The 13,033-nt window shown below is 38.7% G+C and carries 12 protein-coding genes and 1 pseudogene; 8 read left to right on the forward strand and 5 right to left on the reverse strand.

All coding sequences use genetic code 11. The features are described from left to right. Positions 1–25 precede the first annotated feature (25 nt). Both LXF01_RS08100 and LXF01_RS08105 read left to right on the forward strand, forming a co-directional pair. Entirely contained in the window at positions 26–742 is a 717-nt protein-coding gene (locus LXF01_RS08100; protein ID WP_233945365.1) for an SGNH/GDSL hydrolase family protein, read from the forward strand. 39 nt (positions 743–781) lie between these two features. After that, positions 782–1,390: a uracil-DNA glycosylase family protein gene (locus tag LXF01_RS08105; protein ID WP_180155777.1), complete on the forward strand. Its 609-nt coding sequence runs from the start codon at positions 782–784 to the stop codon at positions 1,388–1,390. 40 nt (positions 1,391–1,430) lie between these two features. Here LXF01_RS08105 and LXF01_RS08110 read toward each other — a convergent pair whose 3' ends face one another. Together LXF01_RS08110 and LXF01_RS08115 are read right to left on the reverse strand one after the other, a co-directional pair. Further along, positions 1,431–1,925: a pyridoxamine 5'-phosphate oxidase family protein gene (locus tag LXF01_RS08110; RefSeq protein ID WP_180064222.1), complete on the reverse strand. Its 495-nt coding sequence runs from the start codon at positions 1,923–1,925 to the stop codon at positions 1,431–1,433. Between the two features lie 132 nt (positions 1,926–2,057). Further along, on the reverse strand, positions 2,058–2,933 hold the full coding sequence (locus LXF01_RS08115; RefSeq protein ID WP_180155775.1) for a DMT family transporter: 876 nt from the start codon (positions 2,931–2,933) through the stop codon (positions 2,058–2,060). 253 nt (positions 2,934–3,186) lie between these two features. Between LXF01_RS08115 and LXF01_RS08120 the strand changes: the two genes are divergently transcribed. After that, positions 3,187–4,578, forward strand: a complete 1,392-nt coding sequence (locus LXF01_RS08120) for an aminotransferase-like domain-containing protein (protein ID WP_442781359.1) — start codon at positions 3,187–3,189, stop codon at positions 4,576–4,578. 74 nt (positions 4,579–4,652) lie between these two features. Here LXF01_RS08120 and LXF01_RS08125 read toward each other — a convergent pair whose 3' ends face one another. Beyond that, entirely contained in the window at positions 4,653–5,090 is a 438-nt protein-coding gene (locus LXF01_RS08125; RefSeq protein ID WP_180073906.1) for a hypothetical protein, read from the reverse strand. A gap of 171 nt (positions 5,091–5,261) precedes the next feature. Here LXF01_RS08125 and LXF01_RS17565 point away from each other — a divergent pair, with 171 nt between their 5' ends. After that, positions 5,262–5,507, forward strand: a complete 246-nt coding sequence (locus LXF01_RS17565) for a class I SAM-dependent methyltransferase (protein ID WP_326489501.1) — start codon at positions 5,262–5,264, stop codon at positions 5,505–5,507. 114 nt (positions 5,508–5,621) lie between these two features. After that, positions 5,622–5,897 (forward strand): hypothetical protein, encoded by a 276-nt coding sequence (locus LXF01_RS17570; RefSeq protein ID WP_326489502.1) that lies wholly within the window; start codon positions 5,622–5,624, stop codon positions 5,895–5,897. Positions 5,898–5,991: 94 nt separating this feature from the next. Here the strand turns inward: LXF01_RS17570 and LXF01_RS08135 are convergent, their stop codons facing one another. Further along, positions 5,992–7,548, reverse strand: a complete 1,557-nt coding sequence (locus LXF01_RS08135) for a phospholipase D family protein (protein ID WP_233945366.1) — start codon at positions 7,546–7,548, stop codon at positions 5,992–5,994. A 125-nt stretch (positions 7,549–7,673) separates the two neighbouring features. On the opposite strand from LXF01_RS08135, the gene LXF01_RS08140 reads away from it, so the two are divergent. The 3 genes from LXF01_RS08140 (at position 7,674) to LXF01_RS08150 (ending at position 11,302) form a co-directional block, all read left to right on the forward strand. Then, complete coding sequence (locus LXF01_RS08140) at positions 7,674–8,789, forward strand: S-(hydroxymethyl)glutathione dehydrogenase/class III alcohol dehydrogenase (RefSeq protein WP_233945367.1); 1,116 nt, start codon at positions 7,674–7,676, stop codon at positions 8,787–8,789. A 288-nt stretch (positions 8,790–9,077) separates the two neighbouring features. Then, positions 9,078–10,097, forward strand: a complete 1,020-nt coding sequence (locus LXF01_RS08145; protein WP_233945368.1) for a flavin reductase family protein — start codon at positions 9,078–9,080, stop codon at positions 10,095–10,097. A gap of 35 nt (positions 10,098–10,132) precedes the next feature. Beyond that, positions 10,133–11,302: a fatty acid desaturase family protein gene (locus LXF01_RS08150; RefSeq protein WP_233945369.1), complete on the forward strand. Its 1,170-nt coding sequence runs from the start codon at positions 10,133–10,135 to the stop codon at positions 11,300–11,302. A gap of 122 nt (positions 11,303–11,424) precedes the next feature. Here LXF01_RS08150 and LXF01_RS08155 read toward each other — a convergent pair. Next, positions 11,425–13,009: pseudogene (locus LXF01_RS08155) on the reverse strand (ATP-binding cassette domain-containing protein). Positions 13,010–13,033 lie beyond the last annotated feature (24 nt).

The raw sequence follows: 13,033 nt of genomic DNA on the forward strand, positions 1-13,033 counted from the left end.
AGCTTTAAATCATTGCCCGAATATTATGCTACTCAAAGTATCGACACTGCTGCTGTTACCTGCATTACTGATCCAAGGTTACCGTGTGAAAAAAAATACTCCACGTTTAGCAGAACCAGTTGGAGAGCGTTGTGGAATTCTTGGTCAGGGTAATCGGCCATTATCGGTATTGATCCTTGGTGACTCAGCGGCAGCAGGTGTCGGCGTCGAGCATCAGTCGGATGCGCTATTGGGACAATTGCTTAAAATTTTATCGCCTGATTATCAAGTTCACTTTTGCCTTGAAGCCACAACGGGGCATAACAGCCAGCAAATCATCAATGCTTTGGATAATGTCACTATGCAGAACTTTGATGTCGTGATCAGCTCTGTTGGTGTCAATGATGTCACAGCTTTAAAACAGCCAGACCAATGGTTGAAGCTCCAGCAGCGTTTATATCAAGCTGTCGAGGAAAAGTTTCATCCACAGCTATTGATCATTTCAGGTGTGCCACCAATGGATGCGTTTCCAGCTTTACCGTTTCCATTGTCATGGTTGTTTGGACAATATTCACAAAAGATGAATGCGCTGTTAAAAAATTATGTTAACACTCAAGCGTATATGCGGTTAATTGAATACGATTTACAAGAATATCGTGAGAAAAACTTACAAATGGCCAAAGATGGCTTTCACCCGAGTAAAGAAATTTATCAGTTATGGGCTGAAAAAATAGCTAAACAAATCACTGAACAATTTTCATAGACATTTTATGATTCAACCACTGGGCGAAGTTAAATTTATATGAGCAAAGACATTTCCGACGCGAATCCGCAAATCGAAACGCATCCTTTAGCACCATTTTTGCCATCAAATGGGAAACTATTGATGCTAGGGAGTTTTCCGCCACCCAAAACACGCTGGAAAATGGATTTTTATTATCCAAATTTTCAAAATGACATGTGGAAAATCTTTGGCCTATGTTTTTTTCAGGATAAAAATCATTTTCTCAATCTAGAGAGCAAAACTTTTAAAGAACAGCTCATTCGAGATTTTTTAAATGAAATAGGCATAGGCATTTTTGATACGGCCTATCAAGTGATTCGTTTGAAAGGCAATGCGTCAGACAAGTTTTTACAGATCCATCAGCAAACCGATATTGCGAAGCTTCTTACGCAGATGCCTAATTGCCATAGTATTATGACGACAGGAGACAAAGCGACTGATACTTTAATGCTCTCTATGCCAGAAAATACGGAAAAACCACACATTGGGCATGCTGTTCATACCGAATTTGCAGGCAGAGATTTGACTTTATACCGTATGCCATCATCATCTAGAGCTTATCCACTAGCACTGGAAAAAAAAGCTGAAGCGTATAGTAAATTATTTAAAGAAATTGACTTACTATAAGAAAGCTTGGGGTGTAATCTTTTATCAATGGTTGCTTTCCTTAGAAAGATGATTTAGGCATCATTGCAGGATATTGTACCCATTTGAAGTCATGTACAGAAAAATCACGCACTTGATGAAAATTATTCCAAATTAGGCGGCTACCTTTAGTCCATTTTAATGCCTTAATTCTTTGTTGAACCAAAGCGAATTCTGTTTCACTTGCTGGCCGTAACTCACCAATTTCAGCATATAGGCGTATCCCTGGATATTCTTGAAATTGACCATTGATTAATGATTTTAGCCAAAAGACTTTGCTGCTATTTATCGCTTGTATGCAGGCTTTTGGATTCATTGTTAAATTATCCCGCAGTGACGCTGAATAAGTATCAAAGAAGAAACCTGAAAAGGTTGATTCATGTAAAAATAAAGTGCCAATTGGGGTGATTGTTGGTTGGTAATTTTGATCAACCGTAGCAATCGAGCAATGCATAGACGCACGTTGGGCATTTGCAACGACTTTACGAATTTGAGTCCAATTCTGATGATTCATGATTTTGCCTTTTTTATTATTGTCTATGCATATCACTCTATCAGAGTTTTTCACTATTTTTGTGCTAAACAATGGCAATGAACTGGTCATTCATGCCACTGTATTTGCTTTAAAATTAGGCAATTTAAAAAATATTTAAGCGTACTTTTTAGCTATAACAACACAGCTCACTACAGCTAAAGATACCGCAATCATCAGTAGGCTAATCTGTTCATTTAATAATACGGCGCACAGCATAAGGCCAATAAAGGGCTGTACTAGCTGGATTTGACCGACTTTGGTAATTCCACCCAAAGCTAAGCCTTTGTACCAAAAAAAGAAGCCGATTAACATGCTGAACAATGACACATACGCTAAGCCAATATATGCGCTGAGAGGAATATGTTGAAAATCGTTTGGGAAATAGAGCCAGCAGAGTGGCAGCAACAGTGGCAAAGCAATGATTAAAGCCCAGCAAATGACCTGCCATCCACCTAAAGCTCTAGACAGTACGCCACCTTCGGCATAGCCCAATCCGCAGAGCAGAACAGCAATAATCATATAGATGTCACCGAAAGAAATTCCTTTAACACCAGATTGATGTAGCATGAAAAAGATGACTAAAGCACTGCCTGCACCTGCAAACAGCCAAAAGGCATTTTTAGGCATTTCTTTGGCACGTAGCACTGCAAAAAAAGCCGTGGCCAATGGTAGTAAAGCTACAAAAATTAAAGAGTGAGCCGCAGTTTCTGTTTGTAAAGCCAGTGCCGTAAATAATGGAAAACCAATGACAACACCTGTTGAAACAATACATAAGGATTTAATTTGCAGCATAGATGGCTTAGGCTGCTTTAAAACGAATAAAAGTATCAATGCTAAAATAGCGGCAATACAGGCGCGAGCGCCTGTCAGAAATTCGGGGCTAAAGCCTTGAACGGCAACACGGGTTGCAGGCATAGAACCTGCAAAAATAACAACGCCAATAAAACCGTTGAGCCAGCCCTGATGAACTTCTTTGAGGTCAAATTGCATGTTCATTCCATATTTTTGGTCTAAAGATATGTAATAAAATTTATACCGTACTGTATGACTGAAATAGATACAGTCAAATACAATTAAAAAGAACTGTTATGGATAAAATACCCATACAATTTGCATCTATAGCCATCTTTGAATAAGCTGTAAAGCCAAGATTTAGAACGATTAATAGACTGAACTGTCAATTAATAAGTTCAAAGTGTGTCGTAATATTTCACTAAAGCTGCATGAATAAGGAAATGAAAAGATGACAAAAATCGAATGGGTCATGCAGCAAGTCCAAACACTGATCGATCAGAAACAGCTTTCTGAAGGCTGCCGCATTCCTTCGGTACGTCAATTTTCCCAACAGTTGGGCTGTTCGGTTTCAACTGTTGTAGAAGCCTATGCACGGTTGGTCAGTAGCGGTGTATTGGAGTCAAGAATTGGAGCTGGCTATTATGTCTGCAAACGTTCTACTGCAAATGTTTTATTAAGTGAGCATGCTATTGAATATAACCGAGAGGTCGATCCGTTGTGGATTTCACGCCAATCGCTAGATGCTCATGAAGGTATGCTGATTCCCGGTTGCGGCTGGCTGCCAAAAGAATGGATGCCAGAGCAGACTTTACGTAAAGCCTTAAAAACGGCTGCTAAATCTGATAGCAGTTTCTTAATAGATTATTCGGCGCCACACGGTCATACAAATTTACGCCGCTATATTGCTCGTAAAGGTGAGGTTTATGATGTAATGCTTAATTTGAAGCAGATTTTCATTAGTGATTCTGCAACACATTCTATTGATCTGATTTTTCGGCATTTACTTAAAACTGGTGATACGGTTCTGATCGATGATCCATGTTACTTTAATTTTAGGGCACTGATTAAGGCACATGGGCTGAATTACATTACAGTACCGTATGGCAAAAATGGTCCAGATGTAGAAGTATTTAAGCAAGTGCTGCAGTTTCAGCCCAAAATCTATTTAACCAACTCAGGCATACACAACCCAACTGGTGCAGCACTTTCTATGCAAACGGCATTTGAAATTGCTAAATTGGCAGAGCAAAGTGGATTAATAATCGTTGAAGATGATATTTTTGCCGAATTTGAGTATCTACATGCGCCACGTTATTTAACTTTACTGGGTTTAAAGCAAGTAATTCAAATTGGCAGTTTTACCAAAACGCTTTCTGCTGCTGTGCGCTGTGGTTATATCATTGCTCACGAATCAATAATTGATCAGCTGATTGATTTGAATATTGCAACCCATTTTAATACCAGTCATTTAAATGCAGAGATTATTTATCAAGCCCTTATGGACAGTAGTTATATAAGGCATATTGAATGGGTCAAAAAACAGCTACAAAAACACATGATGGATACCATAAAGAAACTTGCAGATCTAGACATTCATCCAGTCGTTATGCCCAAAGCTGGCATTTTTTTATGGTGTCAATTACCTGCAAATATTGATGCAGCACAGCTATCAAAAAGCTGTTTGACGCAAGGTATCATTCTTGCACCAGGCAATTCATTCAGCTCAGCACAGAACGCAGGGCAATACATGCGTTTTAATGTCGCGCAGTGCATCGACAAAAAAGTATTTGATGTTTTGCAGCAGTGTCTGAATGAGCTGAAATTGCAAGATACAGCTTAACTAAAAAATCATGCAGATTTCAGGTCTGTGATTGATTACTTTTTTTAAGGCCAAACAGTTTTTCAGGCGAGGCATTAGCCATCATATTCAACATAATCCCAAAGGTTTAAACGCGCTTTAATTTCTTTGCGAATATGAGGCAGCATAGGTAGTAAAGTGCCATCGATCCATAAACTCAGTGTCTGAGATGAAACTTTTTTGTTTGCATCATCTACAATTTGCGCACCTTTCACGATCACCAAAGTTTCTTCGCTAGCTGCAGTTTCAATGCCTTTAAATAAAAGCTGTAATTCATGACCTGTATCTTGAATTAACCATTCCAACTCAATTTGGATATTGTGATTAGATTTAAGTACAGCTTGGCCTTCAATCATGTCATTGTCAGATAAGCAGTCATGCTCAACCCGAACTTTCGACAAAAACCATTCTTGATGACCAAGGTCAGAGAGCGTTGTAAAAGGCGTTAAAATATCACTTAAATTAAATTGGCGGCTTAAATCAAAAAATTGCATTAGAAAACTTTAGGGGGAGATAAAACAAAATAAGCGTTGGATGTTAAAGCATCATCAAGTGTGAGTAAAACCTTTGCTTTTATTGAGATATTTTATGTATAAATAGCATTCAATCTATCTAAATTAAGTCTAAGATAAATGAATTGAGAAAATAATATACACATAACAGATGTGCCCAGCCCTATAGACTTAAAAGATCCAATCGAAGTTAAACAATGGGCCGCTGAAGTCAATCTTAAACGTCCGTGGCGTTATGACATCTTTCAAATGTATGTCGACTCTATTTTGGCTTTCAACCCGAATGCGTACGTGCTTGAACTCGGTTCAGGTCCAGGCTATTTGGCTGAGTTTTTAATCAATCATTGTCCAAATATTCACTACACAGCATTTGATTTTTCCGAAGCTATGCATGACTAGGCAAAAGAAAAACTAAGTGCAGCGCAACGCTTAAAATGTAATTTTATAACAGGGGATTTCAAACAATCTAATTGGGAAGAATCTATTTATTTCAATCAGAACAGCTGCTTTGATGTGATTATTATTCATCAGGCCTTACATGAATTGAGACATAAGGCGTATGCAGCAGAGTTTCATCGGACTGTAAAAACGCTATTAAATACACAAGGTGTGTATTTTCTATGTGATCATTTATATGCACCAAATGCTCAGCAAAATCATGAGTTGTATATGTCTGTTAAGGAGCATTTAGATGCGCTGAAAGCAGCCAATTATGGCCAAGTGGAATGTCTGGGTGAAGTCAATGGTTTGGTTATTTTCAAAAGCCAGCACTCATATGAACGAGACTGAACAAGAGCATTATTGAGTTGCTTGAAACTGCTTAAATCGTTCCTATTAGATCTTATCGATGAGAAAAACTTAACCAATTAGCAGTACATTGTCATTACATCATCCATTCAATAGGGAGGTATGACACTGCTTTTATACTAAATCGTTGGAATCGTGTTGTTTCTGGTTCATGAGTATAGGTTTTAATTGTTCCATTTTTTTGATGCTCTAACCAAATGATTTCGCCTTTTTCATCCAGTTTTAATTCATATGCAATTTGCGGTAAATACTGGTTTAATGCCGCCGAAATATCGTTTTGTAATCGATCAGACTTAACAACTAGACCAACTTCCGAATTTAAATTTGCGGAACGTGGATCAAAGTTAAACGATCCAATAAACACCATACCGTCAATATCGAAAAATTTTGCATGCAAACTAGAGGCATTTTTGCCTTTTGCGGGGATGATATTTCCAGTTATGACCTCATACCATGTGCGTTTTGAACGCTCTATATAAGGTTTAAATTCATATAGTTTCACGCCATTTTTGAGTAAGTCTTTGCGATATTTTTGATAAAACGCATGAACGACAGCGACGTCATTGGCTAAAAATGAATTGGTTAACACACGGACTTCTACATTTTTACCTGCAAGGCCCATCAGAAAGTCAGTTCCTTGTTGCGTGGGAACAAAATAAGCTGAAACCAACTCCATGCGTTCTTTGGGCTGTCCCATTAAGGTGGAAAATTGGTTATAAATTAATTCTTGCTCTTTAGCCTCACCACGAATTTTATTCGGACTATCCGCAATGAAATGTGCTTCGGCCCAATTTACCGGTCTAAGTTTAAGCTGAGCCGCCAGTTGTTGCTGTGCATAGTTAATGCGCTGTTGATCTTTAGTCAACGTTGTAGAGTTTTCTTGGTACGTTTGTCTTAATTGATTTAAGTCTTCTTTTGTACCTGCACCAATCCATTGCTGAACAGAATAACTTAAATCATCATTCCAAAAGTTCAAAAACACTTGATTGGCTTGTTGAATGGCTTCCCCATAGAAAAGGATGTCCAAATCTGTAAATTGAAAACTTTCACTGGCATCAAAATATTCATTACTGATGTTACGACCGCCAGTTACGCCCATAAAACCATCGGCAATAATTAATTTATTATGCATACGATGGTTAATGTGCTTTAAGCGAAATGCATAATCAATGACACGTAATTTTCTAAATTTATAGGGATTAAACAGTTTGATTGAAATGTTGGGATGAGCTGAAAGGGATTGTAAGGTCGGATCGAGTTTCGTCCCGTTTTGATCATCAATTAATAGCCTTACCTTTACCCCCCGGTCAGCGGCATGCAGTAATTCTTGAAACATCAGATGCCCAATAGCATCATTTTCCCAAATGTAATATTGCAAATCGATGGTGTATTTTGCATTTCGAATCAAATGTAGGCGAGAAGCAATGCTTAAAAAGGCATCATCTAAGGCTAAATAAGCTGTTTGTTTTTGTTGTAATTTTTCTAAGTCTGAAGCTGACGTAATCCATTTGTCTGCATGCGATTGTATAAGGACATCTTTTTTTGACTGATTGCTAGGTAAGCTGCATCCAATTAATAGGCTGATCGAAACAGTTAAACCGACAGTACAACTTATTTCACGTAATTCTATCATTCGAATAGCATAAATCATTCCTTTAAAAATTCATCATAACATCATGTTTTAAGGTTGTATCTAGGCTTAAAAAGAGGTTACTGTAACTCATCTGTTAATATAAGCCATACAGGATGTTTTTAGACATGAAATCACGTGCAGCCGTTGCTTTTGGACCGGGTCAGCCTTTAGAAATTGTTGAAATTGATGTGGCACCACCTAAAGCAGGTGAGGTTTTAGTCAAAATTAGCCATACAGGTGTGTGTCATACCGATGCATTTACATTGTCAGGTGATGATCCTGAAGGCGTATTTCCAGCAATTTTAGGGCATGAAGGTGCAGGTGTTGTGGTTGAAATCGGTGAAGGTGTGACTTCAGTGCAACCAGGTGATCATGTTATTCCGCTTTATACCGCAGAATGTGGTGAATGTTTATTCTGTAAATCGGGTAAAACGAATCTTTGTGTATCTGTACGAGCAACACAAGGGAAAGGTTTAATGCCAGATGGCACAACACGTTTTTCTTATAATGGTCAGCCGATTTATCACTATATGGGCTGTTCAACATTCTCTGAATATACTGTGGTTGCAGAAGTGTCTTTGGCAAAAATTAACCCTGAAGCGAACCACGAGCATGTGTGTTTGTTGGGGTGCGGCGTAACAACAGGCCTTGGTGCAGTTAAAAATACCGCTAAAGTTCAGGAAGGTGATTCAGTTGCAGTCTTTGGTTTAGGTGGTATTGGTTTGGCTGTGGTACAAGGTGCTAAAAAAGCCAAAGCAGGTCGTATCATTGCGGTAGATACCAATCCTGACAAATTCAAACTGGCTGAAGAATTTGGTGCTACAGATTTCGTCAATCCAAAAGATTATGATCGTCCAGTTCAAGAAGTGATTGTAGAAATGACGGGTTGGGGCGTCGACCATTCATTTGAATGTATTGGCAATACCAATGTGATGCGCTCTGCTTTGGAATGTGCTCACCGTGGTTGGGGGCAATCTGTGATTATTGGTGTGGCAGGTGCAGGTCAAGAAATTTCAACCCGTCCATTCCAATTGGTTACAGGTCGTACTTGGAAAGGCACTGCTTTCGGTGGTGTTAAAGGTCGTTCACAATTACCGGGTATGGTAGAAGAAGCCATGTCAGGCGAGATCAAACTTGAACCATTCGTGACCCATACCATGGGGCTGGATAAAATCAATGAAGCCTTTGATTTAATGCATGAAGGTAAATCAATTCGCTCTGTTGTACATTTTGAAGATTAAACTTTGATTTAAATATTTTTGATTAAACGACTAATCATTTAAAAATTAATGCGTTAATTTTCACTATTTAAAAACTAGGCTTTGGCCTAGTTTTTTTTTGTGTCGTTATAACAAATCAAAACTTCAAATTAGGATTTGCAAAAAGTGACAGATTGTTAGACATAAAATGATAAAAAATGCCAAATGATAGATTTTGTCCCGAATTCACATGGTGGGAAATTAGCACTAAACATAAGGTAAGCATAATTTAAAAACAAATGTATATTAATGCATTATCCGAGGCAAAAAATGACAACTACAAGTTACAAGCCTGAGTGGATTCGGGAAGATTTTATTGATTTTATTGCAGAAAAATTTGATGCAATTTGGGCCTACAAACGTGTAAAAGCACAATTGGTCAAATCACGTTGTGTGGGGATCGGGTTTTATGAACTGAGTTTTTTAGCGAATCACAACTTTAAAGTAGCAAACTATCAACCAGGCCAATGTGTTCTGGTGACAGTTGTCAAAGATGGTGTACGTCATCAACGTAGCTATAGCATCGTCGAAATCAATACATCAGGTCATGTGGTGATTGCAGTCAAACAACAAGGCATAGTGTCCAACTGCTTAACTCAGTTAAAAACAGGTGAGGTTGTTGAATTATCGCAACCGCAAGGTGAGTTTGGCCTAAAGCTAAATTCGGATCGACCAATTTTACTGCTTGCTTCTGGTAGTGGCATTACCTCAATCATGGCTTTGTTTAAACAAGCAATTCAGCTTGGACGTCCGGTTGACCTGATTTACTTCAATCGAGATGATGCTTACTTGGATGAATTGATTCAACTAGCAAAGCAATCTAACCATGCACATTTACATGCGATTAATACGCTGAAAACCAAATTGCATATCACACCAGAGGTGCTAAATCACATGGTCCCTGATTTTAAGCAGCGAGATTGCTATGCCTGTGGTGCAGAGCCAATGATGCAAAGCATTGAGCAACTGTATCGTGAGTTCAAGCTTTCAGAGTATTTAAATACTGAATATTTTCAGATGATTGCTGATGATTCAGTACCTGCTCAACCTGTCACTTTTAGTTTAGCCCAGCAAGATTTTTTGGCAGAGGGTAATTTACTGGAAAGTGCTGAAAAAGCTGGTTTAAAACCTGCGCATGGCTGTCGGATGGGTATTTGTAATACCTGTTCGTGTACCAAATTACAGGGTTCAGTGAAAAACTTACTCACTGGCGAAATTGATCATGCGAATAACACACAAATCAAATTATGTGTCTCTCAGGCAATTTCACCTGTACGTATTCAACTCTAACCCAAGCCGCATAAAAACAAATCAGGGGCATCATCATGAATCAATCGATATATATTAGTTCGAATAGTAAGTCACGTTATTTATCACCCGAACAAACTGCTGAATTTGGCGAAAAAGTTGAGCAAATACGACGTGAAATCATGCAGAACGTAGGTGAAAAAGATGCAGCGTATATTTATAAAATTCGCAATTTTGTCCGTTATAGCGAGATTGCTTCTCGTGGCATGTTGATGTTTGCAGGTTGGATTCCACCAGTTTGGTTAATGAGTACGGGTTTATTGGGTATTTCTAAAATCGTAGAGAACATGGAACTCGGTCATAATGTGATGCATGGTCAGTTTGATTGGTTAAATGACCCGAGTTTAAATGGTGCTAATTATGATTGGGATACCATTGCCACAGGTCAAGACTGGAAATATACCCATAACTATGTGCATCACACCTATACCAATATTGTCGGTATGGACCATGATGTCGGCTATGGCTTAATTCGTGTGAGTGAATCGCAAAAGTGGGAGCCACGTTTTCTTTTCAATATTCCACTGGCAGCCCAACTCATGGTTTTCTTTGAGTGGTATGTCGGCATTCAACGTTTACATTTAGAAGATGTTATTGCGTATAAAACCAAAACTTGGAAAGATGTATGGCATGAAGCGGCCGATGTACGTCAGAAAATTAAGCGCCAAGTGATTAAAGATTATGTGTTTTTCCCGCTTATTGCAGGTCCCAATGCCATTCCGGTATTTGCAGGAAATGCTGTAGCCAACGTGATTCGTAGCTTATGGGCTTCCGCTGTCATCTTTAATGGCCATTTTACAGAAGATGCGGAAAACTTTGAGATGGATAATACCGAAAATGAAACTCGAGCAGAGTGGTATCTCCGTCAAATTCGTGGCTCAAGTAATTTTAGTGGAACACAATGGTTGCATATACTCAGTGGTAATTTGAGTCACCAAATTGAACACCATTTATTCCCAGATATGCCTGCAAACCGCTATGCAGAAGCCGCACCTAAAATTAAAGCACTCTGTGAGGAATATGGTATTCACTACAACGAAGCCAGTTTTATCAAACAGTTTGCCAGCGTTTGGGTTCGACTCGCGAAATGTTCAGTGCCAAATGACTGGCGTGCCGAGCTTAAGGAACGTTCAGCTTCACTTCAGCAGCGCCTTAAACAAAAAATCATGAAGAAAATCGGGTGTTAAAATACAGTATTGTTTAGCAATATTGCCCTTAATGCTTCCAATGGATGATTTCTAAAGCATTAAATTCGCCAAAGTAGCGTTCATCTACTTTGGCTTTTTTAGATATATCTAGCGAGCGAGAGTTATTCAACTAATTGCACGCTATTCTGAATGCCACAAGATTCTACAAAATATGCATCATGTGAAACGAGGATCACCGCACCTGTATAATGCTGAATGGCTTGAGCCAATAACATTCTAGACTCTATATCTAAGTGATTTTCAGGTTCATCTAACAATAAAAGCTCAATATTCGGTGTTAAATAATTTAAGCCCAACAAGGTCACTTTTAAACGCTCACCACCACTTAAACAGTGAAATGGCAGTTCCGCTTTTTGACCACGGATTCTAAGTTGACCGAGTTGATTACGCCATTCCGTTGACGAAACCTCAGGATTAAACTTTGCCAAATTGTCCAAAACACTCAGTTCAGGTGATAAATTACTCAAGTTTTGGTCTAAATACAGGGTATGCACAGACAAAAACATTTCATGGCTAGACTGTGATGTGGTCTGACTCAAATACTTTAGAAATGTAGATTTACCAATACCATTTTTTCCTTTTAAATGAATTTTTTCACCTGCCTGTAAGGCCAAGTCGAAAGGCTGGTGCTGAGATGTTTTGCGATGAAAATGTTTAACTCTTAAGATTTCTCCTGTTTTTTCAGCGTGATGTTGAAAAACGAATTGCTGCTCTTTGACATGCTCAAGTTGTTGCTGTGACTGAATCAATTGAGATCTCTTTTCTTCCAATTGCTTCTGCTGTTGCGTTTGAACTGAAGCGAGGCTTTGACCGGCTTGTTCCTTTTTAAAATCGAGTAACACTTTGGCTTGGGTGCTTGACTTGCGTAGGACACGCCCTTGTTGTTCTCGTTTTTGCGCTTTCATCTGTGTTTCGTGTTGTTGTAATTTGAGTTGTTTTAACTCACGCTGCTGCTGTAAAGCATTACGCTGTAAGGCTTTATTTTGCAGATCATTTTGTTGAACGTAGTCTTCATAGTTTCCAGTAACATGACTGAGTCCAAACTCATTTAAAGCATAGATATGCTCTACATGTTGCAGCAACTCTCGATCATGACTGATGACGAATGCACCCGCAGGATGGTTTTTTTAAACGATCGATGAGCCATAAGCGTGAGGATGCATCTAAATGGTTACTTGGCTCATCCAAAAGTAAATAATGGTCAGTTTTTAAAAATAATGCACACAATGCCAATTTAGTTTTTTGCCCCTCACTCAGCTGAGCGACTGGGAAATTTAAATCTGTTGGTAGGGAAGCTTGCTTAAGTTGTTGCTGCCATAGTGCAGGACGGTGCCATTGGTTTTCAGTCAGCTCAAAGTCTTCAAAACTGGCATTGCCTATTTCGATACGTTGAAATGCGTCATATAAATCTTCCACACCGAGTGCAGAAGCAATCGTGTCAGCTTCTAGTCGAGAAAATTGTGATAAATAGGCATGTGGTACATTCCATGAAATTTCACCTTCATAGGGGAGATCTTTCAGATTTTGCGCATGTAAGATTTTAAGGATGCAGAATTTTCCTAAACCATTGCGACCAACACATGCCGAAAGTTGTTGTTGATTGAGGTTAAATTTCAGGTTTTTAAAAAGTGTTTTGGATGGAAATTCCAAGCTAAATTTGGAAATTGTACAAGCCGTTTGAGTCATAGATGCACCTTGCGATAGCAAAGA

The sequence above is a fragment of the Acinetobacter sp. SH20PTE14 genome, from assembly GCF_021391555.1.
Lineage (GTDB): Bacteria > Pseudomonadota > Gammaproteobacteria > Pseudomonadales > Moraxellaceae > Acinetobacter > Acinetobacter amyesii.

Bases quoted from the DNA above. Each gene is read 5' to 3' on its own strand.
- LXF01_RS08100 (WP_233945365.1), top strand. From the start codon at position 26: ATGCTACTCAAAGTATCGACACTGCTGCTGTTACCTGCATTACTGATC.
- LXF01_RS08105 (WP_180155777.1), top strand. From the start codon at position 782: ATGAGCAAAGACATTTCCGACGCGAATCCGCAAATCGAAACGCATCCT.
- LXF01_RS08115 (WP_180155775.1), bottom strand. From the start codon at position 2,933: ATGCAATTTGACCTCAAAGAAGTTCATCAGGGCTGGCTCAACGGTTTT.
- LXF01_RS08120 (WP_442781359.1), top strand. From the start codon at position 3,187: ATGACAAAAATCGAATGGGTCATGCAGCAAGTCCAAACACTGATCGAT.
- LXF01_RS08125 (WP_180073906.1), bottom strand. From the start codon at position 5,090: ATGCAATTTTTTGATTTAAGCCGCCAATTTAATTTAAGTGATATTTTA.
- LXF01_RS08135 (WP_233945366.1), bottom strand. From the start codon at position 7,548: ATGATAGAATTACGTGAAATAAGTTGTACTGTCGGTTTAACTGTTTCG.
- LXF01_RS08140 (WP_233945367.1), top strand. From the start codon at position 7,674: ATGAAATCACGTGCAGCCGTTGCTTTTGGACCGGGTCAGCCTTTAGAA.
- LXF01_RS08145 (WP_233945368.1), top strand. From the start codon at position 9,078: ATGACAACTACAAGTTACAAGCCTGAGTGGATTCGGGAAGATTTTATT.
- LXF01_RS08150 (WP_233945369.1), top strand. From the start codon at position 10,133: ATGAATCAATCGATATATATTAGTTCGAATAGTAAGTCACGTTATTTA.